Raw genomic sequence first — 25,938 nt, 5'->3', positions numbered from 1 at the left:
GCCCCGTCCCTGCCCGCCACAGCGGCCGCGCCCGTGCCGAGCGTCACGCCCCAGTCGAGCCAGACCGCGAGCGGCCGCATCGATAACGCAGAGCCGCCCGCGGCCAATCCGGCCGCAGGCACGCACGCCCCCTCGAAGTCGCAGTCGTACGCACAGGAAAAAGCTCAACCGAGGCCGCAGTACGGGCCGCGCATCGACCAGACCCATGCCCGCCGGCGCGACGACACGCACCCGAATGGCGCCAACCCGGTCGCCGCGATGCTGACGGACCAACTGGTCAAGGAATCGGCGAAACCCGACCCGTCGCTGCCGATGCCGTCCGGCCTCACCGTGCCGTTGCAGTCTGCCAATCCCCCGGGGGCTGGCGCGGGTAGCGGCCGCGGCACGAATCCGGTCGCGTCGGCGATGACCGATCGGCTCGTCCGCGAATCGTCGAAGGTGGGACCGACGCAGCCCGCCGCGGAGCCGCCCATCATCAAACCCTGAGCGACGCGGGGCTCACGGCCGCGACGCCACCTCGTCGAGGTGCGCGAGCAGATCGGCCGGATCGTCGTAGACGCGCAACGCCCCCGCGCGCTCCAGTTCCTCGGTGCCATAGCCACCCGACAGCAGGCCGACACCGAGCGAGCGGCAGCGGCGGGCCGCAAGCATGTCCCAGATGCTGTCGCCGACCACGACCGTGTGCTCGATCGACACGCCGAGCCGCTCGGCCGCGGCGAGGAACAGGTCAGGATCGGGCTTCGCGTATTTGACGTCGTCGCGCGTGACGACGACCGCCTTTGCCGGATCGACGCCGAGCGCCGCCAGATTCAGCGCGGCGGTTTCCATCCGCCCGCTCGTCGCGACGGCCCACGGCGTGCCGGCCTGGGTCAGCGCGTCGAGCAGTTCGCGCGCGCCCGGCAGCGGACAGACCTGGGCGCGCATCCGCTGATAGGCGGCCGCATGCGCGTGCCGCAGCCGTTCGGCGCGTTCGACGCTGATCTCGCCGTGTGTCTCACGCAGCAACTGGTCCGTGAACAGTCCACCGCTCATGCCGATCTTGCGATGGATACGCCAGACGGACAGCGGGATACCTTCACTGTCGAGCGCCTCTTTCCACGCCAGCACGTGCTGATAGACGCTGTCGACGAGCGTGCCGTCGAGGTCGAAAAGAAAGGATGTCTGGATGCGCATGCCGGCCTCCGGTGATGATGGGTTCAATCACTATGCCATGTGTCGATGAAACGGCCAGGGCGGCTCGTCGCCCTTCACGACGCTCACGGTCTCTACACGATGTGCGCAAATTCCCACAGATGGGCGCGTATTTGCCCCGATTTCGCTTTACCACGGTCTCACGTTCGAGACGATGAACTCGTTCAGCAAAGGCCGGCAACTTCGCGAACAACCGCCCGTACGGCTTCGGCCTTTCGTACGCGCAGGGCCCGCCGGGCGATTCGGTGTTGTCGCACGCGACTCTCAACACGCTGCCGCCGTCGTCGACGAATACGCGGGTGGCGGTCACGGTGGGCATGCGTCACGCGTTCCGATCTCGCGCGGCGCAGGCGTGGCGCGCCGCGACAGTGCGATGCCCTCACGACTGCGCCGCCGCGATCACCTGCGACGCGAGCGCAAGATGCTGGCCGCGTCGCGAGCGGATTGCGTGAATCTCCTCGATCACGCCGTCCGCGCGGCCGAGCCAGCGCAAGCTCCGACAACAGCTGCGCGGGCTCCCCCTCGTGACACAGCAGCCTGAGCGACGGCGTGGCCAGCACCGGCGCGAGCAACGCGTGCGCGGCGAGCTTCGAAATCCCATCCGACAGCCCAACCGCGAGCCGCACCGAGTCCGCGCCGCTCGCTTCGCGCATCTCGTCGAGCAACGCCTCGCCCAGCTGGAAGATTTGCTCCGCGCGATCGAACGCCTGCTCGCCGGCCTCGGTCATCGCGACGCCGCGCCCGGCCGCGCGCGCAAAGCCGCCCTCCTTCACGACGATCCAGAAGTAGTACAGGTGACGATAGTTGAGCATGCTGATCCGATACTTCGAAAAATCCGAAACGACTGGTTCATTCGAACCGCGAATAGGCCCATGATGGCTGTTCCGCCGCTCGCGGCGCACTCGATTACGCCACCTCATGGACTCCCTGTTCGCACTCGTTGCCGATCCCGCCGCGTGGGCCGCGCTCGTCACGCTGATCGTGATGGAGATCGTGCTCGGCATCGATAACCTGATCTTCATTTCGATCCTCAGCAACCGCTTGCCGGAAGCGCAACGCGCGCGCGCGCAGCGCATCGGGCTGCTGCTCGCGCTGGTGATGCGGCTGCTTCTGCTCAGCACCATCGCGTGGATCACGAAGCTGACCGCGGTCGCGTTCACGCTGTTCGATCATGGCTTTTCGTGGCGCGATCTGATCCTCGTCGGCGGCGGCCTGTTCCTCGTGTGGAAGGCGACCACCGAAATCCGTCAGCACATGATCCCCGATGACGAACTCGCCGCGAAAACCAGCTCGACCGTGCAGTTGACCGTGGCGGCCGCGATCGGCCAGATCATCGTGCTCGACCTCGTGTTTTCCGTCGACAGCATCATCACCGCGGTCGGCATGACCGAGCACCTGCCGATCATGTTCATCGCGGTGATCGTGTCGATCATGGTGATGCTGTTCGCGGCGCAGCCGCTCGCGCGCTTCATCGATCGCAATCCGACCATCGTGATGCTGGCGCTGAGCTTCCTGCTCGTGATCGGCATGACACTGATCGCCGATGGTTTCGGCTCGCACGTTCCGAAGGCGTATATCTATGCGGCGATGGCGTTTTCCGCGTTCGTCGAGGCGATGAACATGCTCGCGCGGCGCGCGAAAACGAAACGTCTGGCAAGCAGCGAGGAGTGATGCCGTGATGAAATGCCCAGTCTGCAAAACGACCGGTTTGCTGATGACCGAGCGCCGCTCGATCGAAATCGATTACTGTCCGGACTTGCCGAGGCGTATGGCTCGATCGCGGCGAACTGGACAAGTTGATTGCGCAGGATGACGGCGACGGCTCGCGGCGCGGCGAGCGTGCCCTGGAAAGCGAGCGGCAGCGTTACGAGGAGCGTCGCGACGAACATCGCGGGTATCAAAAGAAGCGCTCGATTTTCGATGTGTTCGACTTCGGCTGAACGCTTCGGCGGCTTGGCGCACGCAAATTCCAGCCGCCGTTAGCGCATCAGCGCGCCTTCTTGCGAACGCCCTTGCCGGTCGTCGCGGCGCGCGGCGCTTCCTTCTCGAGCGGTGCGCCGCCGTTCATCTGCTCGAACCACGACAGCGTATCGACATACGACAGAAATTGCTTCAGATATTCCGGCGACAGCTCGCGCATCAACGACAGCGCGCGATGTACGAGGCTGCTCGAATTGAGCGGCCCCGCGTTGCCTGGCACCTGCGCGAGCGACTGGCGCAACTGCTTTTCGGTGCGCAGTTTGGACCAAACTTCGCGGAAGTAGTCGACTGCGGGCAGATCGGGATAGGCGGCAGCGTGCGGAGCATCGGCGCGCGCGTGGTGGCGGGCGAGGCGTTCGATCAGCGCCGCGAGCGTGGCGTCGTCGGCCGCGTTGGCTTCACCGGACGTGGCTTGCGACGCGCTCTCGTGCGCAGCGGCACGCTCGACCTCGGCCGTATAGTCGGCCAGCAGTCCTGCCAGTCGTTGCTCGAGCACTCGTCGCGGCTCGCCGCTGTGCTGTGCGGCGCGCCGCGTAAGCGCGTCGAGCAGATGAAAGCGCACCGGATCGAGCCGAGCCGCGCCGCTCGCGCGCCATGCATCGAGCCTCGCGCGAGCCGCGTGGATCGCGTCGTCAAGCACCGGACTTCTCCGCCGCCGCACTCGACGGCCGCGGCACCGGCGCGATTTCGACGCGGCGGTTTTTCGCGCGGCCGGGTTCGTCGGCATTCGAACTGACCGGCTGCTCCGAGCCGAACGCCGCCGCAAACACCGACGACGCCGACACGCCCTCGTCGATCAGCGTGCGCGTGACCGTCAACGCGCGCTGCGCCGACAGCTCCCAGTTATCGGCGAAGCGTCGATTGCCTTCGCGCAGGCGTTGATCGTCGGTGAAGCCGCTGACCATCAGAATCTGATCGCTCGCGCGCAGATACGCGGACAGCGGCCCGGCGAGACTCTTCAGCAGCGCGCGACCCTCAGGCTGCAGCTGGGCGGAGTTCAGCGCGAACAGCACGTTGCCGCTAATGCCGATGCGCCCATTGACGAGCGTCACGCGCCCCGCCGCGAGCGGTCCCGCGAGCGCCTGTTCGAGCGTCTTGCGGCGCTGCGTTTCGGCCTGGCGCTGCTTGACCTCCTGCTCGAGCTTGCTCGACAGTTCGAGCTGCACGCCGATCACGCTGACCAGAATCAGCACGAACGCGCCGACCAGCACCGACATCAGATCGCCGAACGAGGCCCAGATCGGCGCTGAGGTTTCCACGCCGCCGTCGATGTCCTCGCTCATACCGCGTCGGCTCCGGCGGTCGCGCGCTGCGCGGCCAGCAACTGCAGGTCTTCGACGATCTGCTTCTGCGACATCACGCTGAGGTCGACCACGTCACGCGCCTGCGCGACGTAGTAGGCGAGCTGTTCGTCGCTGCGCGCGAGCGATTTGTCGAGCGCTGCTTCGATGCGTTCGAGATGTGCGACGAGCTTGTCGTTCGCTTCGCCGAAGGTGTGCACGGCCGCGCCGAATGCTTCGCCGAGGCTCGCGACTTCGACCGCGCTGCCGGTGACCTGCGCGGCGACCGTGCCGAGCTTGCCGGTCTCGTGCTCGAGGTGTTCGGTGAAGCGATTGCCGACGCGTTCGAGCAGACCCGCCGACGTCGAGACCAAGGCATCGACGGCCGTGCGTTGCTCGGTCGACGCGTGGGTGACTGCGTCGAGCAGGGTCTCCAGCGTGGCGAGCAGACGACTGCGCTCTTCGAGCATCGCGGTGTCGCGGACCATGCTGTCGGAGAGCTTCTGGCGCAGCTCCGCGACGACTTCGGCAGCGGCCTTCGGCGCTTCGGACGCCGCTTGCACGAGGCGCCCGATTTCGGCGATCGTCGCGCTGGCATGCGTTTGCGTCTGCGTGGAGATATCGCGTGCGGTTTGCTCGAGTGCGTCGCAGATTTGCTGCTGACGGGTCGCAGTTTGCAAACCCGTTTGCTGCCATTGTTCGTCGAGCTTTATGGTCATCGCGGCGAGCGCTTCGGTCCATGCCGCGAAGCGCTGTTCGTCGCGCGCGGCGAGTTCCGCTTGCAGGTTTGTCGCCGCCTTCGGTGCTTCAGCCGCGGCTTGAACCAGTCGATCGATTTCCGCGATCGTCGCGCTGGCATGCGTTTGCGTCTGCGTGGAGATATCGCGTGCCGTTTGCGCAAGCGCGTCGCAGATCTGCTGCTGATGGCTGGCGGCTTGCGCACCCCTCTGCTGCCATTGTTCGCTGAGCTTCGCACCCATCGCGTCGAGCGCCTCGGCCCACGCGCCCAAACGCTGCTCGTCGCGCGCGCTCAGTTCGGTCTGCAAGTTCGCATGCGAGCTACCGACCGCGCTCTGCAACGCCGCGGCATGCTGCTCGAACGTCGCGGCGGCGCGCGCCAACGCCTGTTCGTTGTTGGCGGCGAGTTTGTCGCCCGCGCTTTGCTGCTGAGCCAACGCATCGCCCCAGGCCTGCGACATGCCGCTCGCCGTCGCTTCGAGCCGCGCGGACACGCCGTCGAGCAGCGCGAGCGAGCGCTGTTCGAACGCTTCGGCGACGCGTTCGACCGAAGCGCACTGTTGCGCAGCCAACTCGTCGCTCGCCTGGCGATGTCCGGCGAGCGCGCTCTGGCAAATTTCGGCGACGTTCGCGCTGGTCGCCGCGAAGCCGCTCGACATGCCGTCGAGCTGGCGCTGCACGGCCTGGGTGACCGCGTCGTGCAACGCGGCGGTGTCGCGCGAGAGGCCGGCCATCGTCGCTTCGACGACCGGCTGCAGGGCCTTGCCGGCGGCCTGCGCGCTGCCGGCCACGCTGTCCTTCAGCGACTGCTCGATCACACCGGCGAGCCGCAGATAGGCGGCTTCGGTGCGGCCGTAAAACGCGTCGAGGCTCGCTATCTGCCGCTCGTTCGACGCGGCGCTCTGCTGTTCGAGCGCGCTCATCATCGTCTGCAGACGTTCGACCAGCAGCGGCGTCGCTTCGGCCTGGCGTTGCAGCAGCCGGAAGCTTTCTTCGCGCTGATTGCTCTGCGAGTAGACGCGCAAAGTCGTCGCGATCTTCGCGTCGAGCTGTTGCGCCGCTTCGAGCCGCTCGCGGCGGGACAGCGCGGACAGCAGCCCGAGCATCGCAGACGTCGCGACACCCGCGATCGACGTGCCGAACGCGAAGCCCAGCCCCTTGACCGGCGCGGCCAGCGATGCGCGGATCGCCTGCAGGTCGCTAGCGCTCTCCAGCGCAAGGCCGGTGCCGCGCAGCGTCATCACCATGCCGAGCAGCGTGCCGAGCATGCCGAGCAGCACCAGCAGACCGACCAGATACGGCGTCAGCGCGGGTCCCGGCAACGCGACGCGCTCGCCTTCGACGCGCAGCCGCACGCTATTGCGCAGACTCGGATGGACAGGTTCGAGAAACGCGCCGAGGCTCGGCGGTGGTCCGGACAACGCGGCGAGCGCGCCTGTCAGCGTGGCGGTCGCCTGACCATAGCGGCGCAATTCGAGCGCGCCTAGCACGTAGAAGACGCCGATCAGCAGCGTGACGACGAACGCGAGCGGATTGGAAACGGCATAACCGACGGCGATCCAGCACGCCGCGGAGAGCCCCGCGAGAAATACAACGAGATCGATACGATATCTGGACATGGGGTCCCAGTTAGCAGGCGCGAAGAGCCGCGAGCAGCCCTTCGACCGGTTGAAAACGAACATCCAGCTCGGCCAGCAAAACGCTCTGCATGTCCTTGCGGAAGACGTCGAGCCACGCCTCGGACGCGAGCGGCACGGCAGCGTTGCCGCCATCGGTCGACCTGGCGAGCCGCGTGGCTGCGGTGCTTGCTTTGACGTGAGCCAAGGCTGCTTCCAGCTGCATGGCTGCAGCGCCGGCTTCGACTTCGGCCGACTGCTGCCGCGTGGGATCGGCATCGGCGGCAACTTCGGCCGCTGCTTCCGCCTCCGCCAACCTCCGCTTCTCACCCTCGCGCAAGCGCTCGAAGTGGCCGCCGAGCAACCCGGGCACCGCGCCGAGCAAACTCCGCTCGCGCTCGCCGAGCGCACGCTCCATCACCGCATCGACGACCGCGAGCCGCGCGAGCGACGGCGCCTGCGTCGCCAGCAGCGCGCGCAGCCGGCCACGCAACGTGCCGATCGCCGTTTCCATCGACTGCTGAAGCGCGAGATAGCGCTGTCGGAACACCGCGTAGTCGGCCTGCGTGTCGACCGCCACGCGCGGCGCCGACATCCGGGCGGACGACGGCGACGGGCCACGCCGCCGTGAGCCGGCGAGCACGCTATCGCTCACGATTGCGCTCACCAGCGAGCGGCGCACGCGCGTGCACTCTTCCTCTTCCGCACGGCCGAACGCGCGCGCGCCACCAGCGACGGACGGCGGCTTGCCATCCAGCGCCGACGACAACGCGATCGCGTCGGTCCAGCCGAGCCACTGGCTCAGCCGATCCGCCAGCGATTGTCGCGATTCGGCGACGTCGGCCTCGGCGAGACGGGCCAGTAAGCGAACGAGCGCAGGCCCAGTGAGGGCGCTGCGCTGAGGGGCTTGCAACATACCACCGGACGCAAAAAAGTCAGCAGTTTACACGCTGACGCGAGCGAGTCCGAAGTCGCCCGCTCGATCGTGCGTCGAAAGACACGGTTTTGCCCGATCGAACCTGGCATTCGGGCGTTTTCCCGAGCGCGGCTTTTTTGCCAATAGCGAAGCGGACCTATCCCTGTATAAGATGAAAGCTGACGCCTCGCTGCGCATTGGAACACGGCGAAGCGTCGACAACACACAGAACACACGCAAGGCGGACAGGGAGCATGAAATTCGATACCGTGGTGCTCGGCGCCGGCATTGTCGGGGTGTGCGTCGCCGTGCATCTGCAGAAACGCGGCCGCGCGGTTGCGCTGATCGACCGTAAGCAGCCGGGCAACGAGACCTCGTTCGGCAACGCCGGGCTGATCCAGCGCGAAGGCGTCTATCCGTACGCGTTTCCGCGCGGGCTCGGCACCCTGCTGCGCTACGCGCGCAACCAGTCGCCCGACGTGCGCTATCACGCCGACGCGATGCTGCAGGTTGCGCCGTTCCTGTGGCGCTACTGGCGCAACTCGCATCCGGCGAAGCACGCGGAAATCGCGAAATCGTACGCGACGCTGATCGAGCATTGTGTCAGCGAACATCGCGCGCTTGCCGCGGATGCCGGTGCCAGCGCGCTGCTGCGGCCGATCGGCTGGATCAAGGTGTTTCGCCATGCCGCCGCGCGCGACGCCGAAACCACCCTCGCCGAACAGTGGCATCGCGAGTACGGCGTCGAGTTCGAAACGCTCGACGCGCCGCGCCTGCAACAGCTCGAACCCGATCTCGACAAGCGTCTGCAAGGCGGGCTGCGCTATCCGCAATCCGATTCGGTCAGCGATCCGAACGCGCTCGTCACCGCATACGCGCGGTACTTCGAAGCGCTCGGCGGACGGTTCTTCTTCGGCGATGCCGATACGCTGCGTGAAGGCTGGCAGGTCGAGACGCGGGACGGGGCGATCACGGCCGAGTCGGCGGTGATCGCGCTCGGACCGTGGTCGGATCGCGCGAGCACGCGGCTCGGGTATCGGCTGCCGCTCGCGGTCAAGCGCGGCTATCACATGCACTACGCGCCGCGTCGGAGCGCGCGGCTCAACCATCCGATTCTCGACGTCGAACACGGCTATGTGCTCGCGCCGATGGCGCGCGGCATCCGTTTGACCACGGGCGCCGAAATCGCGCGCCCCGAGGCGGCCAAGACGCCGGCGCAACTCGACGCGGTCGAGCCGATCGCGCGCACGCTGTTTCCGCTCGGCGAACGTCTGGATGCCGAACCGTGGATGGGACGCCGCCCGTGCACGCCGGACATGATGCCGATCATCGGGCCCGCGACGAAACATCAGGGACTGTGGTTCGCGTTCGGCCATGCGCACCATGGTCTGACGCTCGGACCGGTGACGGGGCGGCTGATCGCCGAGATGATGACCGGCGAGCAGACGCTGGTCGATCCGCGGCCGTTTCGAGTCGAGCGGTTTTAGCCGGATGGTCTGAGGCCTGCTCGAAATCTCCGCCTTCATCGCGCAATTATCGCCATCTCACGTTAAAGCCACCCTCACGGCACGCCTCCGACCAAGCCAGCAGCCGTCGAAGCAATAAAAAAAACGCCGCGGGCCAACAGCCCCGCGGCGTTCTTCATCGAGCCGGACAACCGTCGATCAGGCCGTCACGGCAGCCCGTCGCGGCGACACTGCCGACACCGCGAAGCTCACGACGATATTCGCGACGAGCGCGATCAGGCCGATATACAGCGGATAGTTCTCGTGGCCGAAATGCAGGCCATACACCGGCTTGAGCCCTTGCGAAATCGCGAGGCCCGTGCCGAGCACGATACCGACGAGCCAGCCGACGAACAGACCCGGCGTGTTCAGACGGCGCGTGTACAGCGTGAACACGATGGCCGGGAAAATTTGCAGAATCCACACGCCGCCGAGCAGTTGCAGATCGATCGCATACTGCGTCGGCAGGAACACGATGAACAGCAGCGCGCCGAACTTGACGACCAGCGAAACGATCTTCGCATTGGCTGCCTCCGCCTCGGGCGAGATGTTCGGCGACACCAGCGGACGCCACAGATTACGCGTGAACAGATTCGCCGCGCCGATCGACATGATCGCGGCCGGCACCAGCGCGCTGATCGCAATCGCGGCGGCCGCGAAACCGACGAACCACGACGGGAACAGCGTGCGGAACAGGGTCGGCACCACGTCGCTTGCCGACTTCACGTTCACGCCGGCGGCGATCGCCATATAGCCGAGCAGCGCGATCAGGCCGAGCAGCACCGTGTACGCAGGCAGGAAGATCGCGTTCTTGCGCACCGTCTTTGCCGACGCCGACGACAGCACCGCCGTCATCGTATGCGGATACATGAACGCGGCGAGCGCCGAGCCGAGCGCGAGCGATGCGAACGCCGTGTACTGATTCGGCTTCAGCAGGATACCGGTCGCGCCGCCCTTCGCCTGGAAGTGCGCATCGGCCAGTGCGAACACTTGCCCATAGCCGCCGAGCTTCGCCGGAATCAGCCATACCGCCGCGATCACGACGATATAGATCATGATGTCCTTGACGAACGCGATCATCGCCGGCGCGCGCAGGCCGCTTGCATACGTATAGAGCGCGAGGATCACGAACGCGACGATCAACGGCAATTCGCCGCTGACGCCGAGCCCCTTGATCACGACCTGCATGCCCACCAGCTGCAGCGCGATATACGGCATCGTCGCGACGATGCCGGTCAGCGCGATGGCCGCCGGGAACCACTTGCCGCCGTACTCGCCGTGCACGTAGTCGGCCGCGGTGATGTGGTTCTTCGCGTGCGCAATCTTCCACAGCTTCGGCATCACGGCGAACACGAACGGATAAACGATGATCGTGTACGGCAGCGCGAAGAAGCCATACGCGCCCACCGAATAAACGAGCGCGGGCACCGCGATCACCGTATAGGCGGTATAGAAATCGCCGCCGACGAGGAACCACGAAATGACCGTGCCGAACTGCCGTCCGCCGAGACCCCACTCGTGCAACTGCGTCAGATCGCCGCGTTTCCAGCGCGCCGCGAAAAAGCCGATCACCGTGACGAGCACGAAGAACGCGATGAAGACCGTCATCGCAACCGGGTTCACAGGATTCAGATCGCTCATTTGAGACCTCGATACACGATGTAAATCAGCAGCGAGGTCAACGGCACCCACAGAAACTGATACCAGTAGAAGAACGGAAAGCCCGCGAGCGGCGGATGCGTGTCGTTATAGAACGGCAGCCACAGCAGCGCGATATAAGGGATCAGCAAAATGAGCCAGAGCCATGAACGGCCGGCCGAGGGGGAGGTCTCCACGAACGTCTCCTGAGTATTATCGACAGCGCGCGCGATGGCTCGTGGCCCGACGCGCAAATGCCCGGTTGCCTGAGGTCAGGCGGAAGACCGGGGAACGTCGCACACTCGAGCGCCAGGCCTCGAGCGGCGCGGTATGCGACGGGCATGTAGTATTCGCCTTCGCGCGCTTGCTTTCAAGCGCGCAACTACGTAAGCCGTCTACGTAATATTACGTAGCCCGTTGACTGGCTTTTTTCAACGATGAAACTCAAAGCAAAGATAGTGCTGCTCGCGATCGTGCCCTTTCTGGCGGCGATCGCCAGCATCGAGACGGGCGTGCGCCGCGAAGCGACCGCACTCGCCGAGCGGCAGCACGCGACCACCCAGGCCGCGTACATGGCGAGTAAGGAGATCGAGCTCAAGCACTACGTCGAACTCGCGACGACTGCGATCGCGCCGCTCTACGAGGCCGGCGGCGACAACGCACGCGACGACGCGCTGCTGCGCACGCGTGCGCTCGCGGTGCTCGAAAAGATGAATTTCGGCGAGGACGGCTACTTCTTCGTGTACGACCTGCACGGCCGCACGCTGATGCATCCGCGCGAGCCGGATCTGGTGGGTCGGGATCTGTGGTCGTTGCGCGATAGCCAGGGCACGCCGACGATCCAGCAGCTACTCGCCGCAGCCGCGCGCGGCGGCGGCTATGTGCGCTATCTGTGGCATCGGCCGTCGACCGGCAAGGAGGAGTCGAAACTCGGCTACGTGGTCCCGCTCGAACGCTGGGGCTGGATGCTCGGCACCGGCATCTATCTCGACGACGTCGACACGACGCTCGCGCACATCGACGGGGAGGCCGCGGCCAATATCGATCGCACGATGAAGTGGATCGACGCGATCGCGGTGGCTGGCCTCGCGGTCATTGCGCTGTGCGCACTCGTGCTGAACGTGACCGAATATCGAAGTGCCGACGCGAAGCTGAAGCGGCTCGCGCAGCAGGTCGTCGAGTCGCAGGAAAACGAGCGAGCGCGCCTGTCGCGCGAATTGCACGACGGCATCAGCCAGATGATGGTGTCCGTGAAGCTGCTGCTCGAATCGGCGCTCGCGCGGCTCGAACGCGGCGACGCACGCGTGCCCGCCGCCGAGGCCGCCCTGTCCACCGGACTCACGCGGCTCGGCGATACGCTGCGCGAAGTCCGGCGCATTTCTCATGCGCTGCGTCCGTCGATGCTCGACGATCTCGGCGTCGCGGCCGCCCTCGAACAACTGACGCGCGAACTCGGCGACGAGTCCGGCATCGCGATTGGCTTCACGCAGATCGCGCACACGCATGCCGCCACGTTGCCCGACACGGTCAACACCGTGCTGTTTCGCATCGCCCAGGAAGCGCTGACGAACATCGTGCGACATGCGCAGGCGTCGAGCGCGGCGCTTGCGCTCGAGGTTTCGCGCGATGCGGTCACGCTGACGATCTCCGACAACGGCCACGGCTTCGACGTGACCGAAGCATTCGTCGGCGGACGTGAAGGTGTCGGCCTGCGCAACATGCGCGAACGGCTCGAAGCGCTCGGCGGCACGCTGTCGCTGAACTCGCAGCCGGGGCACACCGTCGTCGCCGCGCGCGTGCCGCTGCCCACGACGCATGCAACGGTGCCGTCCCTGCAGGAACTCTCATCATGAACGACACGGCCTCTCCTTCCATCGCGCGTCTGCTGCTCGTCGACGATCATCCGCTCGTGCGCGACGGTCTGCGCGCACGGCTCGAAGCAGTGCGCCACTTCGAAGTGGTCGGCGAAGCGGGCGACGCGCAGCAAGCGCTCGCGCTGGCCGAACGACAGGCGCCGCATCTGGCGCTGATGGATGTCGGCATGAAAAGCGGCATGAACGGCATTGCGTTGGCGGGCCTCTTTCACGAGCGCTTTCCGGCGATTCGTGTGCTGATGCTGTCGATGCACGACAACCTCGAATACGTGACGCAGGCGGTGCGCGCGGGCGCGAGCGGCTACGTTCTGAAGGATTCGCCGGCGCTCGAAATCGTTCAGGCGATCGGCGCGGTACTCGACGGCAAGACGTTCTTCAGCGCGGAGATCGGTGCTCGACTGATCCAGGCGTCGGCAACGCAATCGCCGGTCGAACGCCTGACGCCGCGCGAGCGCGACATTCTCGATGCGCTTGCCGAGGGACTGTCGAGCAAGCAGATCGCGCAGCGCAACGATCTGTCGGTGCGAACCGTGGAGACGCATCGGCTGAATCTGAAGCGCAAGCTCGATATCGAAGGACAGGCCGAGTTGATCAAGTTCGCGGTCGAGAACCGGCGCAACAAGCGTTGAGGTTTGCGGGCGCGCGATAATGAGCGGTCCACACCTGGAGCGACCACGGCATGAAGCGCGTGTTCGAACTGAGTCTTGCCGGTCTGATGATTTGCGTGGCCACGGCTCGCGTTTATGGCGAACCGGCGCGCGTCAATCGCGGCCACGATCCATTCCTGCAGATATCCAAAGCGATCGCCGACTGCCCAACTCCGCTTGGCCCATTCGAAACCGAAAAGGAATGGCTCGACGATAGCCATTACAGAATCGAACGCGGCAATAGCTGCTGGATCGAAGGCCGTTGCCGTTTGCCGAACGCGTATCTGTACGACGCGGAAATCGCCGAGAGCGTGCAACGGCGTCTCGCGAATCTAAACGTCGCGACGCACTGGCGCGAGCAATCGACGCTATGGCTCACGCTGCAACGCCGCTTTATCTACGTCGAAGGCTGCGTCGCGCCGGGCTTCGACAAGAAGACTTTCCTCACCGAACTCGCCAAAACGGCGGACGTCGAGCGCGTGATCGACAACACGATCACCGATCCTCACGCCGCGCAGTTGCCTTACCGCACCCAGGCGGAACCGGACAAGCCCGTGCTCGATCCGGGCAATTAGCGCGGTAGTCTCGGCTACTCCGACATCCACGCGTTCGGGGGCGAAATCAACACGCCCAATCTCGATGCGCTGGTGCAAAGCGGCCGCATCCTGACGAATCACCACACGGGCACCGTCTGCGCGATCACGCGTTCGATGCTGATCTCGGGCACCGATCACCATCTGGTCGGCGAAGGCACGATGGGTGTGCCGACCGACGAGCGCAAAGGACTGCCGGGATACGAAGGCTATCTGAACGATCGCGCGCTATCGGTTGCGCAGTTGCTGAAAGACGGCGGCTATCACACGTACATGGCCGGGGCCGGGCCAGACTTCGCAGAAGCCGACGCTGCGTGAATTCACACACGTGACGGACAACACCGCGACGTTCCTCGCGGTCGCCCTGTGGACCGAACCGCCGCTCGGCCCCGTCGACGGTCGCTGGCAGTTGTACGACCTGAGCGCCGATCGCGGCGAAACGCAGGACGTGTCGGCGCAGAACCAGTCGATCATCGATAGTCTCGTGCAGCAGTGGAACGACTACATGACCAGCATCGGCGGCGTCGAGCCGTTGCGTCCGCGCGGCTACTACTGAGCACACAATGGCGTTTTCATTCAAGCTCAAAGGCGGCGTGGCGCTGTATGGCGCATACGCCGCGATCGCGGCGGTCGCATTTGCCGCCGCGTTTGCCGCGCCTTCCATCAGTACGGCGAGCGCGGCGGTATCCTCGCGCTGCCGCGAGCTGTGCATCGACTATATCGACAGCCAGTTGGCGCTGATCGGCGCTTCGTCTCGTTCGCACCGGCATTCAAAGCTGTGTATCCAGTAGCCGTACGAATTTCTCGACGAGCTTCTCGGTGAACGAACGCCGCGTCCATGCTTCGAGCGTGACGCGCTTCGACTTCGCGATGTCGTCGTCGAACGCGGCAGTCTGCTGCGTGGCGAAATCGCGGTCGTAGATGTTCAGGTTCGCTTCGTCGTTCAGCTTGAACGAGCGGCTATCGAAGTTCGTCGAGCCGACCGACACCATGTACTCGTCGACTACCAGCAACTTGCAATGGAACATGGTCGGTTGGTACTCGTAGATCTCGACGCCCGCTTTCAGTAGATCGCCCCAACACGCACGCGACGCTTCGCGCACCGTGTGCGTGTCGATGCGTTTGCCCGGCGTGACGATCTGTACTTTCACGCCGCGTTTCGCGGCTTCGACGATCGCGTTGATGGTGAGCTTGTCGGGCACGAAGTACGCGCTCGCAAGCTGCAAACTGCGCGTGGCGGCGGTAATGGCCATCAGATACATCAACTGCATGTCGTCACTGCCGCCCGACGGCGAACTGCTGAACATATGTGCGAGACCCTGGCCCGCTCCTTTCGGCTCGGCATCGACGTGCGGAAAATACTCGGGACCGTGCAATACGCTGCTGGTCGCCTTGATCCAGTTGTCCATGAACACGGCCTGCATATGGCCGACCACTGGACCCGTCACGCGAAAATGCGTATCGCGCCAATGCTTTTCGTCCTGCGCATTGCCAGTCCACTCCGGCGCTATGCCGACCCCGCCCGTAAAACCGATGCGGCCGTCGACCACCAATAGTTTGCGGTGCGTACGGTCGTTCATGCGACCGAGTCCGGTCCAATGCGGCTTGTGATACCTGACCACTTCGGCGCCGGCCTCCCGCAGCAGTTGCAGATAGTGCCGATCCATTTTCGACGAACCGACCCAGTCGAGCAGTACATGCACGGCGACACCTTCGCGCGCCTTATCGGCAAGCGCACGCGCAATCTGTCCGCCGATCTCGCCGGACCAGTAAATAAACGTTTCAAATGTGATGGTTTCGCGCGCCGACCGAATGCCCTCGAGCATCGACGGAAAGATCTGGTCGCCGTTGAGCAGCATCTCGAAGCGATTACCCGGCACCACGGGTGGACCGAGCAATAAACCCATCGAACGAAGGAATTGCGGATCTTCGCTCTTATAAAGCCGCTCGATTCTGTGTTCTATTTTCTTCTCGCCGCTCGACAGATTGGCGATCAGCAGAACGATCACGAGCGTGACGAACGCGGTAATAGAAATGGTCAGCATGCGTGGCCTCGATGGCAGGCGGCGGGTCACGGTATACGAGTCCCGCATCCGACGGGAGAATGCCGCACTCGTGCCTGGCTTTCACTATCGGCACGTCATGCACGGCGCGTGCCCGGATCAGGACCGCGCCTTGCTTTCTGGTTCCAATGCTTTATCTGACCAATGCAAATGCCTCGCGGCTTGCGATTTCGCCCGCGCCGAATACGCCGATGACCGTATAGTCCGACGCCACGCATTCGAACGTCGATGCCTGAAACGTAATGATGAAATGCCGCCGCGCCGGTGCCTCGGGAGCAATGGCGACGGAGTCTGTCGCCACGGCGGCAATCTCGGCGCACAACGACGAATTGACGACTTCATGCACCGCGCAGCCGACGAGGCCTTGCGCCGCGAGCGGATGAATGACGAGATCGTCATCGCCCGGCGGCCCGAGACGGTGAAAGATGGCGTCGGCGAACAGCACCGCGCAAAAAGGATCGTCGTCGGGATCGAATGGCCCGAACCGTTCAAAGTCCGACTCCGCGATCGGATAAGTGAGGATCACGCGGCGATCGCTGGCGACGATGAATGGTTCGGCGGCATCGGCTGCCGGATGAGGAGCGGAGTCCAGCAGGAAGACCTGATCTTCCTGCCGGGGTGCATCGAACGTGCTAACCATCTACTTCACGACTCCACGGCTATTACGCGCTTGCTTGCGTCTCTGGCGTTTGGGGAGCCGCCGCGACGGGTGCGGCCGTACTCTTTGCAGCAGCCTTGCGCGCCGGTGCTTTTCTTGCCGCCTCCACAACGCTTTTGCGGCCGGCGGACTTCTTCACCGCGGCTTTCCGGCTTGCCGGAGTGGCCTTTCTGGCTGCGGTCTTTTTCACGGCCGTCTTGCGCGTTGCTTTTTTCGCCGCGGTCTTCTTGCCTACCGCACTCGCGGTCGCTTTCGCCTGGCTGCTCTTTGCCGCCGTTTTCGCCGCTTTCGGAGCGGCAGCCATGCTCGCGCCATCGATCAGGAATTTGCTGCGGTCCTTGACGGCCGCGAGCCATGCCGGCGCCGGACCGCGGCCGCTCCAGGTCGCGCCGGTTTTCGGATTCAGGTACTTCGGCGGCTGGGCGCCTTTCGGCTGCCCTTTGACGCGCTTCGCGGCGGGAGCAGCCGCGGGCTTGCTTGCGCTCGCAGCGTCGATCAGGAACGCCGTGCGGTCCTTCACGCCGGCGATCCAGCCAGGCGCGCGGCCGTGCCCCGTCCAGGTCGCGCCGGTTTTGTGGTCGCGATACTTCGCCGGGGTTGCCGACCTGGCGGCTTTGCTCGCGCCCGCAGGTCTTCCGCGACCCGCCGGATTGCCATTCAGACCTCGCGCGGCACGTCGTGCCTTCGCCTGTGCTTCGATATCGGCAGTCGTGAGACCGTGCTTGAGCATCAATTCGCGAATCTGGTTGACCGCGGCTTGTGCTTTTCTGGCAATGAGAACGTCAGCTTGCTCCTGGAGCTTCTTAAGCTTTGCTTGGATTTGCTCTAACGAAGGCATTTGATTGCTCCTTATGTGGTAATCGTTGAACTATGCCATGAATGACGGAAGAAAGGCAGTGTATTGACCTATCCCGAGCTTCAATACACCGATACGAGCGCCGATGCGGCGTTCAAATAACAAAGCTTTCAGGTTTTCTACCGGGTCATCGAAGCTTTCTTCCTTTTCCTTCCCTCCTGATTCTTCCTTTTTCATTTCGGTTCCACCACCACTCAGATGGGTGTAAAAACGACGACCTGGCGATCGGCAATGTACCTCACACTCCGTATGAAGCGGTAGTGTTGACCGTCCGCCGTTATCCGGTTCAGGCCCAGGCGGGTCAGTACCAGCATTTCATCTGCCTGGAAAGCGTCGACGACGCCGGAATCCGTTAAATCCTCCAATGCCCCGGATGGATTTCCGACATAAACGCTGCGCGCCTGCTTGCCGATCCGCATCACGACCACGCTTTTTCCCTCGTCGAGCGCCAATTCGAGAAAGCTCGCGAGCGTGCGCAACGACTCCGGCGTGCAAGTCCTGGTCTGATAGATCGCTGCATTCGATGGCGTCATTTGTGTTTCCCCGTCATCCGCATCGGCAACAGAAAGGGGCGCCGCCGTGCTTTCTGGCATTAGTCGCTTCTACTATAGCCAGGCCTTTGGATATTCAAAGGAGAGTAGTCCACTTTTTATTTGAAAACGGTCTTTTTTCGTGGCCCGCTATAGCGAACGGATTCAAGCATGCGCGAAACGCCACTGACGACGCGTGCAAAGACACCGCCCGGGCTCCGGTAACGTGCCGTTACCGATCTTGCAGCATCTGTTGCCCCTGTACCGGCCAAGTCCATTTACACTTCGTATCCGTGCCCAGCGGCAGACGTATGGCCAATAGAGAGTCCTTTGTCAGCCGCCATGCTCGCGGCGGCTATTGAAATGGACGCCGGGCCACCCTAATTCCGATCCACTCAAACACGATGATAGTTGCAATGAAAGCTGGTTTTATTCGGACCGCCCTCGGGGCAATGGCAGTCTCGTTGGCAATGGCCGGCACCGCGAACGCGGCCGGTTGCCTGAAAGGAGCGGTAGTGGGCGGTGTCGCCGGGCACTACGCGGGACATCATGCGGTGGTCGGCGCGGTCGGCGGCTGTATCGTCGGACGGCATATGGCCAAAAAGCACGCCGAAGAACAGCAGGCGGCGACTCAGGCTGCGCCGCATCAGCAAGCCCGAATGCAGTGACTGGAGAATACGGGCGCCACCGCAAACGTTCGCACGCGCCCTGCTCCGATCACTTAGGCAATGCGTAATCCGCGCGCGGGCAAGATCTCCTGAGTGGTCACGAAACGGTGCTGTTTGACCGCGTCGTGAAAGAGCCGGTAGTCGCTCTTCTCGAAGGCGGTCGTCCACTCCGGTCTGTCCCCGGTGTCGTCATCGCACAACAAACCGGTGGCCTGGTACTTCCACGAACCTTGTCCTTTGGCAATATAGCCGGGCACGGGTTCTTTCAAACCTGGAATACGGCCTGCATTCACCCATTCGCAAACGGTTCTCAGACGCAGGTTGTCGTCGGGTTCGCGGTTCGTATCGAGCAGCCGGGTCAGTGCGTCTTTAACGTCGTCCGGCATGCCTGGCTGGTTTTCGAAATCTTCGCGTCCGGCCAGATAAGCTCGCACGACACGACAACTCATGTCGGCCGCCTGCACGAAATCCGGCAAATTATGTCGTGAGATGAAGTGATTGCGACCGTCGATGTAATGCCAGCGCGCCCATGGCTGGTCGGGATAATGCAACGCGGCGCCGTGGCCGACCGGCAACGCGATCGTCAGAACGTCCTCCTCGACATGCTCGATCAGATGCGCGACCGCTAGTTCGAGGCTCGCGAGCCAGCCTTTGCGCGTGCAATCCTGTGCCTCGAGAAGATGCACGCGATTCCACGGGCTTTCGATGCCCGCGAATCCCTGGTGCGCCCACGTATCGACATAGGTATGAAGCGTCACGCCGAGCCGGTGCAACGCGGTCTCCGAATCGCGCTGCCGGATCGCGCGCCGCACGACTTCGCGCGCAACTTCACTGTCGGGCCGGCAAATCGCCTTTTCCTCGAGACTTTCACCCTCGCCAGCCGGCAGAAAATGGAACGGCGTCCACACGAGCCGGTTCTGGTCGTTCTCGGTATTGGCGTAATCGAATAACTTGTGCGCGGTCGCGAATCGCTCGAATGTCTCGCCGCCTTTGAACCGCAGTATTCCGCTCGTAGTTGCGTCGTCGACATATTGGCAGGCATGCGCGATGGTTTGCGCATCGCCGGCCGTCATGCCGCCGACGCGCGCGGCAATGTAGACCACGCCGTAATGAAAGTCGATGTTCATGGCAAGCGCTCCTGGCGCGCATAATCACGGCCGGTTCGTGGCCGGCGATAGGGCGAGACGAATAGAGGGAGCTGCGCGTGAGTAGATAGTAGACGAGCGAGCGGCACACGCATTGAAAAAAACATGCGTACTGGACGCGCTTTTTCACGTTTCGCGCCACGCAACCATTCGGGCTACTGAAGGAAACGCGGGCGCGGCCGGCGAGATGTAACCTGCCGGCACGGAAAGCCGCCGGCCAATGAGGCGGATAAACGTAACCTGGCCCGATCGGCGCCGGTCAGGTCAAATGTGTAACGGAAAGACGACTATTCCAGTGCTGGTTCAGATATTCGAGCGCAAACATCCGGTGGCAATGATGTGGTAAATGTTCACTGCAAAGCAGGCAACCCGATTCGAATAGCGCGATATCCAGATTACTTTCCACGCGGCGGCGCGCGATGAGGTCGAAATATTCCTCTCGAAAGTTCTCCCAGCTCAATTGCTTGCCCTGGTAGCGTTTGAGCAGGTCCGGCTCGGGAGCCAGCTCCGGTATTTCCACGTACGCCGCATTGCACAACTGGTCGAGAAAGTAAGGCAGATCTTGTTTTTTCGCAAAGCCCGCGAGTTGCGACGTGTTGTTGAGGCGAACGTCGAGCACCGTGCGCACATGGGCGTCCTTCAGCAAACTGAAGAATTTCTGGGCGCTCTTGCCGGTAAAACCAATGCTGGCCACCTGCACGCTACTTTTGTCACGTTTCATGGTGAATCCCCTGGCAGGCCATTCGGCGCCCATAAAAAAGCCTCGCTGCGATTGGCGCAGCGAGGCTCGGGTGTCAGTGCATCTTTAGCGCCGCTCGCGTGCTTTATTTGACGATGTCGACCAGTTCGACTTCGAAGGTCAGATCGGTATTCGGCGGAATCGGGCCGACGCCGCGATCGCCGTATGCGGTCGCCGCCGGGCACGTGAGTCGCGCCTTGCCGCCGACTTTCATCTTCTGCACGCCTTGCGTCCAACACGGAATCACGCGATTGAGCGGGAACGTGGCCGGCCCGCCATGCTTGGCCGAGCTATCGAATTCGGTGCCGTTGGGCAGCGTGCCGCGATAGTTGACCTTTACCACGTCGGTCGCGGACGGTTGCGGGCCCGTGCCTTGCGTCAGATGTTCGACGATGACGCCGGACGGCAACTTCTCCGTGGTCGGCGCGGCAGCCATCGCGGTCGAGGACAGAACGGCTGCGGCCAGCAAAGCAACGAGTGATTTCAAAGCGAATCTCCAGTGGGGTAGTCCGTTTGATTGTAACGGATCGGGTGTCGGCCGAGGCTCCCACATATTGCCCGATGCCGCGGATCGTTGCGCGCCCATCAGGAACCTCGCTGAACCGTCGCGCGACCCCTCGGTCCACATGAACGTCCGGCGCGAGTCGCCGGCAAGCGAATCCGCCACACTCGTTGAGAGCGCTTTCGATGACCGAGCCGGCCCATTCCGACGACCCCGCTTGCGATCTCTGCGCCGTGCCAGCCCGCTCCGACGAGCGCGTTCGCGCGCCAAGGCCGCGCCGGATTCCACGCAGCCGCGCGCAACAGGCGCGGCTCGATGCGCGCGAACCCGCGTTCGAACCGCTACCGTTCCCCTCGTATTCACCTGACGACGCGCGCCGATGCGCGCGAAGTACTTGCTCAGGTTCGGCTCGTGATCGTCGACGAATGGCATGAATTGCTCGGCAACAAACGCGGCACGCAGACCCAACTCGCGCTCGCGCGTCTCACCCATTGGCGGGCCGGCTTGCAGGTGTGGGGGCTGTCGGCGACGCTCGGCAATCTGTCGTTCGCGACCGAGGTACTGCTCGCGCCGGTCGCGACGCCGCGCGTCAGCGTGCACGGCGCGCTGCCGAAAGCACTGATCGTCGACACGATCATTCCCGACACGATCGAGCGCTTTCCGTGGGGCGGTCATATGGGCATGCGGCAGGTCGATGCAGTCGCGCGCGCGATCGACGAAGCACACACGTCGCTCGTCTTCACGAACACGCGCTCGCAATGCGAGGTGTGGTACCAGGCGCTGCTCGAGGCACGCCCCGAGTGGGCCGGAGTGATCGCGCTGCATCACGGCTCGCTCGATCAGCAGGTACGCGAGTGGGTCGAACGTGAGTTGAAGAGCGGCTTGCTAAAGGTTGTCGTGTGTACGTCTAGTCTCGACCTCGGCGTCAATTTTCTGCCGGTGGAACGCGTGTTCCAGATCGGCTCGCCAAAAGGCGTCGCGCGCTTGATGCAGCGCGCGGGCCGCTCGGGACATGCGCCCGGTTTGCCGTCTCGCGTGACGATCGTGCCGACGCATGCGCTCGAATTGATCGAAGCGGCGGCCGCGCGTGAAGCCGTCGACAAGCGGCAGATCGAAAGCCGCGATACGCCGCAAAAGCCGTTCGACGTGCCGGTGCAGCACCTCGTCACCGTTGCGCTCGGCGGTGGCTTCGACGCGCTCGAGTTGTACGATGAACTTCTGCATACCTATGCATATCGTGATCTGACGCAGCAGGAGTTCGACTGGACGCTGGGTTTCGTCGAAGGCGGCGGCGCGACGCTGCGCGCATATCCCGACTACCATCGCGTCGCGCGCGATAGCGACGGTCTGTACCGCGTCCCGCGCAACGATCTCGCACGCCGGCATCGCAACAACATCGGCACGATCGTCGCGAATGGCACGTTGAACGTTGCGTATCTATCGGGCGGGCGCATCGGTGCAATCGAGGAATCGTTCATTTCGCGGCTCAAGCCCGGCGATGTGTTCACGTTCGGCGGCCGCCCGCTCGAACTGATCCGCGTTCAGGACATGACGGCGTGGGTGCGGCGCGCGAGCTTATCGCGTGGCGCAATGCCGCAATGGGCCGGCAGCCGCAGCCGCTATCGTCCGAGCTCGCCGACGCCACATTGACGATGCTCGCGCGCGCCGCCGACGGCATCTACGACGAACCGGAATTGCGCGCGGTGCGGCCGCTGCTCGAATTGCAGCAGAAGTGGTCGGCGTTGCCCGAGCCGGACGTACTCGTCGTCGAGCTGCTCAAATCGCGCGAGGGTCACCACCTCTTCTGCTATCCGTTCGCGGGACGCATTGCGCATATCGGACTTGGCGCTCTGCTCGCGTGGCGAGTCGCGCGCGACAAGCCCGGCACGTTTTCGATTTCGATCAACGACTACGGTTTCGAATTGCTGTGCGCGCAGGCTTTCGATTGGGCCGCGCAAATAGAGAATGGCCTGCTTTCACCTGACGAACTCGATCACGACATTCTTGCGAGCCTCAATTCGTCCGAACTCTCCTTGCGACGTTTTCGCGAGATTGCGCGAGTGTCGGGACTCGTGTTTCAGGCGCATCCGGGACAGCAGAAGGGCGCGCGGCAATTGCAGGCATCGAGCGGGCTTTTCTACGAGATCTTTCGTCGGCACGATCGCGGCAATCTGCTGCTGTGCCAGGCCGATACCGAAGTACTGCTGCAGGAACTCGACGTGCGGCGCATTCGCTTTGCGCTCGAACGAATGAACGCGAACCGCGTCGTACTTACGCGGCCCAAGAAGCCGACCCCGTTCGCGTTTCCATTGATCGTCGGACGCCTGCGCGAAAAGGTCAGCACCGAGAAGCTCGCCGATCGCGTCGAGCGAATGCTGGCCGAGCTCGAACGGGCGGCGCAACGATGAAGCCGACCTCGCTCGCGATCGACGTCGACGGACGACCTCTCGTGCTGTCAAGCTTGCGCGCGTGTTTCGATCCGGCGCTGCGCGCGCTTGTTATCGCCGATGCGCATTTCGGCAAGGATGCGGTGTTTCGCGCGCGCGGCATTCCAGTGCCGACTGGTTCGACCGCGGAAAATTTGCTGCGCATCGATCGTCTGATCACCGAGTTCGAGCCGGCGACGCTGGTGTTTCTCGGCGATCTGCTGCATGCGCGCGAGTCGCTGTCGACGCTCGCGCTCGATGCGTTGCATGCGTGGCGCGCGCGGCATGCGTCGAGGCGCGTGGTGCTCGTCGAGGGCAATCACGATCGGCATGCCGGTGCGTTGCCGCTTACGTTGGATGTCGAGTCTGTGCGCGAGCCGTGGCATATCGGGGCGTGGGCGCTGTGCCATCACCCGCATGCGGTCGATCACGCGTATGTGCTCGCGGGGCATGTGCATCCGGTCTATCGGATCGCGACGCGGACCGATTCAGTGCGCGTGCAGTGCTTTCGCTTTGGGATCGATCGGGGGGTGCTGCCGGCGTTCGGTAGTTTTACCGGAGGCGCGCGTGAGACGGGGCGCGTTCTGGGGGAGAGGGTTTTTCTGGTGGTACAGCAGAGAGTGATCGAGTTGAGGAGTTGAGTGGACGGCGGGGGCCGTCCACTTTGCTCCCTGGTTGGTTTTTTGTTTGCGGATTGGTTTGCCGGTTCGCTGGCTGGGTTTTTTGCTGGCTCTTTCGCTGAAAACTCCCCGCGGCGCGCGAGCGCGGTCGGTGTGGAGGCCGGGCGGCGCCGGCCTCCACCCTCGGGAGCCCCGCAAGGTTCGCGGGACTCCTGCCACTGGTTAGTGGTTGCCGCCGCCGTGGCCACCATTGCCGGAGCCACCGCCGCCGTAGCCGCCACCGTGGCCGCCGCTGCCTTGACCGCCGCCGCTGCCGCCGTTGCCGCCGTTGCCGCCACGGCCACCGTGGCCTCCGTTGCCGGAACCGCCGTTGGCCTGGCCACCGCCGCCTTCACCGCCATGGCCACCGTTGCCGGAACCGCCGTTGCCCTGGCCGCCGCCTTCACCACCATGGCCGCCGTGGCCGGAGCCGCCGTTGCCCTGGCCGCCACCGCCTTCACCGCCATGGCCACCGTTGCCGGAACCGCCGTTGCCCTGGCCGCCACCTTCACCACCATGGCCGCCGTGGCCGGAGCCGCCGTTGCCCTGGCCGCCACCGCCTTCACCGCCATGGCCACCGTTGCCGGAACCACCGTTACCCTGGCCGCCGCCTTCACCACCATGGCCGCCGTGGCCGTAGCCGCCGTTGCCTTGGCCGCCACCGCCTTCACCGCCATGGCCACCGTTGCCGGAACCGCCGTTACCCTGGCCGCCGCCTTCACCACCATGGCCGCCGTGGCCGTAGCCGCCGTTGCCCTGGCCGCCGCCTTCACCACCATGGCCGCCGTGGCCGTAGCCGCCGTTGCCCTGGCCACCATCGCCTTCACCGCCATGGCCACCGTTGCCGGAACCGCCTTTGCCTTCGCCACCGCTGCTGCCGTGGCCGCCGTCGCCGTGGCCGCCGTCACCATGACCGCCGTCACCGTGACCACCGTCACCGTGACCACCGTCACCGTGGCCGCCGTCACCGTGACCGCCGTCACCGTGGCCGCCGTCACCGTGGCCGCCGTCGCCATGACCGCCGTCGCCGTGACCGCTGGCGCCGTGGCCGCCATCGCCGCGGCCGCCGTCACCGTCACCACCTTGGCCATGGCCATGACCGCCATCGCCGGCACCATCACCGCCGCGCCCATGGCCATGACCGCCATCGCCATCACCACCTTGGCCATGGCCATGACCGCCGTCGCCGGCACCATCACCGCCGTGCCCATGGCCATGACCGCCATCGCCGTCACCATCACCACCGTGGCCATGGCCGCCATCGCCGTCACCGTCACCACCGTGGCCATGGCCGCCATCGCCGTCACCGTCACCACCGTGCCCATGACCGTGACCGCCATCGCCGTCACCATCGCCAGCATGACCATGACCATGACCGTGACCGCCATCGCCGTCACCGTCACCACCGTGGCCATGTCCATGGCCGCCGTCGCCGTCACCATCGCCGCCGTGGCCATGTCCATGGCCCCCATCGCCGTCACCATCGCCGCCGTGCCCATGACCATGGCCGCCATCGCCATCACCATCACCACCGTGGCCATGACCATGGCCGCCATCGCCATCACCATCACCACCGTGGCCATGTCCATGGCCGCCATCGCCGTCACCATCACCACCGTGGCCATGTCCATGGCCCCCATTGCCGTCACCATCGCCGCCGTGCCCATGCCCATGACCATGACCATGACCACCATCCCCACCACCGTCCCCGCCG

General features: G+C 64.5%; 25 protein-coding genes and 5 pseudogenes. 14 read left to right on the top strand and 16 right to left on the bottom strand.

Features of this window, described 5'->3' with window-relative positions; all coding sequences use genetic code 11:
- Window positions 1–486, top strand: a pseudogene (locus tag F6X40_RS37680) (hypothetical protein); the annotation flags it as partial.
- A 12-nt stretch (window positions 487–498) separates the two neighbouring features.
- Here F6X40_RS37680 and F6X40_RS37675 read toward each other — a convergent pair.
- Both F6X40_RS37675 and F6X40_RS37670 read right to left on the bottom strand, forming a co-directional pair.
- Window positions 499–1,173: an HAD family hydrolase gene (locus F6X40_RS37675; protein WP_018423463.1), complete on the bottom strand. Its 675-nt coding sequence runs from the start codon at window positions 1,171–1,173 to the stop codon at window positions 499–501.
- 182 nt (window positions 1,174–1,355) lie between these two features.
- A complete protein-coding gene (locus F6X40_RS37670; protein WP_262421697.1) occupies window positions 1,356–2,003 on the bottom strand; it encodes a hypothetical protein in 648 nt (215 codons plus the stop codon).
- Window positions 2,004–2,109: 106 nt separating this feature from the next.
- On the opposite strand from F6X40_RS37670, the gene F6X40_RS37665 reads away from it, so the two are divergent.
- Together F6X40_RS37665 and F6X40_RS37660 are read left to right on the top strand one after the other, a co-directional pair.
- Window positions 2,110–2,862 carry a TerC family protein gene (locus F6X40_RS37665; RefSeq protein ID WP_187631368.1) on the top strand — a complete coding sequence of 251 codons (753 nt, stop codon included), beginning with the start codon at window positions 2,110–2,112 and terminating at the stop codon, window positions 2,860–2,862.
- A 7-nt stretch (window positions 2,863–2,869) separates the two neighbouring features.
- Window positions 2,870–3,131, top strand: a pseudogene (locus tag F6X40_RS37660) (zf-TFIIB domain-containing protein).
- Window positions 3,132–3,178: 47 nt separating this feature from the next.
- Here the strand turns inward: F6X40_RS37660 and F6X40_RS37655 are convergent.
- From F6X40_RS37655 to F6X40_RS37640, 4 genes are read right to left on the bottom strand one after another with little or no spacing between them, the layout of a single operon-like run.
- Window positions 3,179–3,811 (bottom strand): DUF2894 domain-containing protein, encoded by a 633-nt coding sequence (locus F6X40_RS37655; protein ID WP_187631367.1) that lies wholly within the window; start codon window positions 3,809–3,811, stop codon window positions 3,179–3,181.
- Window positions 3,804–4,454, bottom strand: coding sequence for an OmpA family protein (locus tag F6X40_RS37650; RefSeq protein WP_187631366.1), 651 nt, complete (start codon window positions 4,452–4,454; stop codon window positions 3,804–3,806). The genes F6X40_RS37655 and F6X40_RS37650 overlap by 8 nt, the downstream gene beginning before the upstream one ends.
- Window positions 4,451–6,808, bottom strand: a complete 2,358-nt coding sequence (locus tag F6X40_RS37645) for a DUF802 domain-containing protein (protein WP_187631365.1) — start codon at window positions 6,806–6,808, stop codon at window positions 4,451–4,453. Before F6X40_RS37645 ends, F6X40_RS37650 begins: the two co-directional genes overlap by 4 nt.
- A gap of 10 nt (window positions 6,809–6,818) precedes the next feature.
- On the bottom strand, window positions 6,819–7,721 hold the full coding sequence (locus F6X40_RS37640) for a DUF3348 domain-containing protein (RefSeq protein WP_187631364.1): 903 nt from the start codon (window positions 7,719–7,721) through the stop codon (window positions 6,819–6,821).
- Between the two features lie 254 nt (window positions 7,722–7,975).
- Between F6X40_RS37640 and F6X40_RS37635 the strand changes: the two genes are divergently transcribed.
- Entirely contained in the window at window positions 7,976–9,208 is a 1,233-nt protein-coding gene (locus tag F6X40_RS37635; RefSeq protein ID WP_184063077.1) for an NAD(P)/FAD-dependent oxidoreductase, read from the top strand.
- Between the two features lie 177 nt (window positions 9,209–9,385).
- Here the strand turns inward: F6X40_RS37635 and mctP are convergent, their stop codons facing one another.
- Both mctP and F6X40_RS37625 read right to left on the bottom strand, forming a co-directional pair.
- A complete protein-coding gene (mctP, locus tag F6X40_RS37630; protein ID WP_187631363.1) occupies window positions 9,386–10,867 on the bottom strand; it encodes a monocarboxylate uptake permease MctP in 1,482 nt (493 codons plus the stop codon).
- Entirely contained in the window at window positions 10,864–11,061 is a 198-nt protein-coding gene (locus F6X40_RS37625) for a DUF3311 domain-containing protein (protein WP_090807102.1), read from the bottom strand. Before F6X40_RS37625 ends, mctP begins: the two co-directional genes overlap by 4 nt.
- 240 nt (window positions 11,062–11,301) lie before the next feature.
- Here F6X40_RS37625 and F6X40_RS37620 point away from each other — a divergent pair, with 240 nt between their 5' ends.
- The 6 genes and pseudogenes from F6X40_RS37620 (at window position 11,302) to F6X40_RS37600 (ending at window position 14,769) form a co-directional block, all read left to right on the top strand.
- Window positions 11,302–12,717: a cache domain-containing protein gene (locus F6X40_RS37620; protein WP_187631362.1), complete on the top strand. Its 1,416-nt coding sequence runs from the start codon at window positions 11,302–11,304 to the stop codon at window positions 12,715–12,717.
- Window positions 12,714–13,367, top strand: coding sequence for a response regulator (locus tag F6X40_RS37615; RefSeq protein WP_187631361.1), 654 nt, complete (start codon window positions 12,714–12,716; stop codon window positions 13,365–13,367). Before F6X40_RS37620 ends, F6X40_RS37615 begins: the two co-directional genes overlap by 4 nt.
- Window positions 13,368–13,417: 50 nt before the next feature.
- Window positions 13,418–13,960: a hypothetical protein gene (locus tag F6X40_RS37610; protein WP_184063085.1), complete on the top strand. Its 543-nt coding sequence runs from the start codon at window positions 13,418–13,420 to the stop codon at window positions 13,958–13,960.
- Between the two features lie 9 nt (window positions 13,961–13,969).
- A pseudogene (locus F6X40_RS43715) lies at window positions 13,970–14,260 on the top strand (sulfatase-like hydrolase/transferase); the annotation flags it as partial.
- 46 nt (window positions 14,261–14,306) lie between these two features.
- Window positions 14,307–14,534 (top strand): hypothetical protein, encoded by a 228-nt coding sequence (locus F6X40_RS43710; protein ID WP_410452641.1) that lies wholly within the window; start codon window positions 14,307–14,309, stop codon window positions 14,532–14,534.
- Between the two features lie 7 nt (window positions 14,535–14,541).
- Complete coding sequence (locus F6X40_RS37600) at window positions 14,542–14,769, top strand: hypothetical protein (RefSeq protein WP_187631369.1); 228 nt, start codon at window positions 14,542–14,544, stop codon at window positions 14,767–14,769.
- Here F6X40_RS37600 and cls read toward each other — a convergent pair.
- The 5 genes from cls to F6X40_RS37575 form a co-directional block, all read right to left on the bottom strand.
- Window positions 14,749–16,023, bottom strand: coding sequence for a cardiolipin synthase (cls, locus tag F6X40_RS37595; RefSeq protein WP_187631360.1), 1,275 nt, complete (start codon window positions 16,021–16,023; stop codon window positions 14,749–14,751). The two genes, F6X40_RS37600 and cls, sit on opposite strands and share 21 nt — an antisense overlap.
- A gap of 151 nt (window positions 16,024–16,174) precedes the next feature.
- The gene (locus F6X40_RS37590; protein WP_187631359.1) at window positions 16,175–16,681 is read right to left on the bottom strand and encodes a hypothetical protein; all 507 of its coding nucleotides are present in this window, start codon (window positions 16,679–16,681) and stop codon (window positions 16,175–16,177) included.
- Window positions 16,682–16,703: 22 nt separating this feature from the next.
- Entirely contained in the window at window positions 16,704–17,537 is an 834-nt protein-coding gene (locus tag F6X40_RS37585) for an H-NS family nucleoid-associated regulatory protein (RefSeq protein WP_187631358.1), read from the bottom strand.
- A 30-nt stretch (window positions 17,538–17,567) separates the two neighbouring features.
- Window positions 17,568–17,732 carry a hypothetical protein gene (locus F6X40_RS37580; RefSeq protein ID WP_184063093.1) on the bottom strand — a complete coding sequence of 55 codons (165 nt, stop codon included), beginning with the start codon at window positions 17,730–17,732 and terminating at the stop codon, window positions 17,568–17,570.
- Between the two features lie 17 nt (window positions 17,733–17,749).
- Window positions 17,750–18,088, bottom strand: a complete 339-nt coding sequence (locus tag F6X40_RS37575; protein ID WP_090807114.1) for a hypothetical protein — start codon at window positions 18,086–18,088, stop codon at window positions 17,750–17,752.
- A gap of 413 nt (window positions 18,089–18,501) precedes the next feature.
- Between F6X40_RS37575 and F6X40_RS37570 the strand changes: the two genes are divergently transcribed.
- The gene (locus F6X40_RS37570) at window positions 18,502–18,753 is read left to right on the top strand and encodes a hypothetical protein (RefSeq protein WP_184063095.1); all 252 of its coding nucleotides are present in this window, start codon (window positions 18,502–18,504) and stop codon (window positions 18,751–18,753) included.
- Window positions 18,754–18,806: 53 nt separating this feature from the next.
- Here the strand turns inward: F6X40_RS37570 and F6X40_RS37565 are convergent, their stop codons facing one another.
- The 3 genes from F6X40_RS37565 to F6X40_RS37555 all read right to left on the bottom strand — a co-directional run bounded on the left by F6X40_RS37565 (window position 18,807) and on the right by F6X40_RS37555 (window position 21,073).
- Window positions 18,807–19,880 carry a DUF6765 family protein gene (locus F6X40_RS37565; protein WP_187631357.1) on the bottom strand — a complete coding sequence of 358 codons (1,074 nt, stop codon included), beginning with the start codon at window positions 19,878–19,880 and terminating at the stop codon, window positions 18,807–18,809.
- Window positions 19,881–20,157: 277 nt separating this feature from the next.
- Complete coding sequence (locus F6X40_RS37560; RefSeq protein WP_184025218.1) at window positions 20,158–20,619, bottom strand: DUF488 family protein; 462 nt, start codon at window positions 20,617–20,619, stop codon at window positions 20,158–20,160.
- Window positions 20,620–20,722: 103 nt separating this feature from the next.
- Window positions 20,723–21,073: an FKBP-type peptidyl-prolyl cis-trans isomerase gene (locus F6X40_RS37555; protein ID WP_373685682.1), complete on the bottom strand. Its 351-nt coding sequence runs from the start codon at window positions 21,071–21,073 to the stop codon at window positions 20,723–20,725.
- Between the two features lie 251 nt (window positions 21,074–21,324).
- Between F6X40_RS37555 and F6X40_RS37550 the strand changes: the two are divergent.
- From F6X40_RS37550 to F6X40_RS37540, 3 genes and pseudogenes are all read left to right on the top strand, one after another.
- Window positions 21,325–23,547 (top strand): annotated as a pseudogene (locus F6X40_RS37550) (ligase-associated DNA damage response DEXH box helicase).
- On the top strand, window positions 23,544–24,206 hold the full coding sequence (pdeM, locus tag F6X40_RS37545; protein WP_187631356.1) for a ligase-associated DNA damage response endonuclease PdeM: 663 nt from the start codon (window positions 23,544–23,546) through the stop codon (window positions 24,204–24,206). Before F6X40_RS37550 ends, pdeM begins: the two are co-directional and overlap by 4 nt.
- Window positions 24,207–24,425: 219 nt before the next feature.
- A pseudogene (locus F6X40_RS37540) lies at window positions 24,426–25,938 on the top strand (hypothetical protein); the annotation flags it as partial.

It is taken from the genome of Paraburkholderia sp. UCT31 (assembly GCF_014397655.1).
GTDB lineage: Bacteria > Pseudomonadota > Gammaproteobacteria > Burkholderiales > Burkholderiaceae > Paraburkholderia > Paraburkholderia tuberum.
This window is presented reverse-complemented; position numbering and strand designations above follow the sequence as displayed.

Excerpts from the sequence above, each read along its gene's own strand:
- F6X40_RS37675 (WP_018423463.1), bottom strand. The coding sequence starts at position 1,173 with ATGCGCATCCAGACATCCTTTCTTTTCGACCTCGACGGCACGCTCGTC.
- F6X40_RS37670 (WP_262421697.1), bottom strand. The coding sequence starts at position 2,003 with ATGCTCAACTATCGTCACCTGTACTACTTCTGGATCGTCGTGAAGGAG.
- F6X40_RS37665 (WP_187631368.1), top strand. The coding sequence starts at position 2,110 with ATGGACTCCCTGTTCGCACTCGTTGCCGATCCCGCCGCGTGGGCCGCG.
- F6X40_RS37650 (WP_187631366.1), bottom strand. The coding sequence starts at position 4,454 with ATGAGCGAGGACATCGACGGCGGCGTGGAAACCTCAGCGCCGATCTGG.
- F6X40_RS37645 (WP_187631365.1), bottom strand. The coding sequence starts at position 6,808 with ATGTCCAGATATCGTATCGATCTCGTTGTATTTCTCGCGGGGCTCTCC.
- F6X40_RS37640 (WP_187631364.1), bottom strand. The coding sequence starts at position 7,721 with ATGTTGCAAGCCCCTCAGCGCAGCGCCCTCACTGGGCCTGCGCTCGTT.
- F6X40_RS37635 (WP_184063077.1), top strand. The coding sequence starts at position 7,976 with ATGAAATTCGATACCGTGGTGCTCGGCGCCGGCATTGTCGGGGTGTGC.
- mctP (WP_187631363.1), bottom strand. The coding sequence starts at position 10,867 with ATGAGCGATCTGAATCCTGTGAACCCGGTTGCGATGACGGTCTTCATC.
- F6X40_RS37620 (WP_187631362.1), top strand. The coding sequence starts at position 11,302 with ATGAAACTCAAAGCAAAGATAGTGCTGCTCGCGATCGTGCCCTTTCTG.
- F6X40_RS37615 (WP_187631361.1), top strand. The coding sequence starts at position 12,714 with ATGAACGACACGGCCTCTCCTTCCATCGCGCGTCTGCTGCTCGTCGAC.
- F6X40_RS37610 (WP_184063085.1), top strand. The coding sequence starts at position 13,418 with ATGAAGCGCGTGTTCGAACTGAGTCTTGCCGGTCTGATGATTTGCGTG.
- F6X40_RS37600 (WP_187631369.1), top strand. The coding sequence starts at position 14,542 with ATGGCGTTTTCATTCAAGCTCAAAGGCGGCGTGGCGCTGTATGGCGCA.
- cls (WP_187631360.1), bottom strand. The coding sequence starts at position 16,023 with ATGCTGACCATTTCTATTACCGCGTTCGTCACGCTCGTGATCGTTCTG.
- F6X40_RS37590 (WP_187631359.1), bottom strand. The coding sequence starts at position 16,681 with ATGGTTAGCACGTTCGATGCACCCCGGCAGGAAGATCAGGTCTTCCTG.
- F6X40_RS37585 (WP_187631358.1), bottom strand. The coding sequence starts at position 17,537 with ATGCCTTCGTTAGAGCAAATCCAAGCAAAGCTTAAGAAGCTCCAGGAG.
- F6X40_RS37580 (WP_184063093.1), bottom strand. The coding sequence starts at position 17,732 with ATGAAAAAGGAAGAATCAGGAGGGAAGGAAAAGGAAGAAAGCTTCGAT.
- F6X40_RS37575 (WP_090807114.1), bottom strand. The coding sequence starts at position 18,088 with ATGACGCCATCGAATGCAGCGATCTATCAGACCAGGACTTGCACGCCG.
- F6X40_RS37570 (WP_184063095.1), top strand. The coding sequence starts at position 18,502 with ATGAAAGCTGGTTTTATTCGGACCGCCCTCGGGGCAATGGCAGTCTCG.
- F6X40_RS37565 (WP_187631357.1), bottom strand. The coding sequence starts at position 19,880 with ATGAACATCGACTTTCATTACGGCGTGGTCTACATTGCCGCGCGCGTC.
- F6X40_RS37560 (WP_184025218.1), bottom strand. The coding sequence starts at position 20,619 with ATGAAACGTGACAAAAGTAGCGTGCAGGTGGCCAGCATTGGTTTTACC.
- F6X40_RS37555 (WP_373685682.1), bottom strand. The coding sequence starts at position 21,073 with ATGGCTGCCGCGCCGACCACGGAGAAGTTGCCGTCCGGCGTCATCGTC.
- pdeM (WP_187631356.1), top strand. The coding sequence starts at position 23,544 with ATGAAGCCGACCTCGCTCGCGATCGACGTCGACGGACGACCTCTCGTG.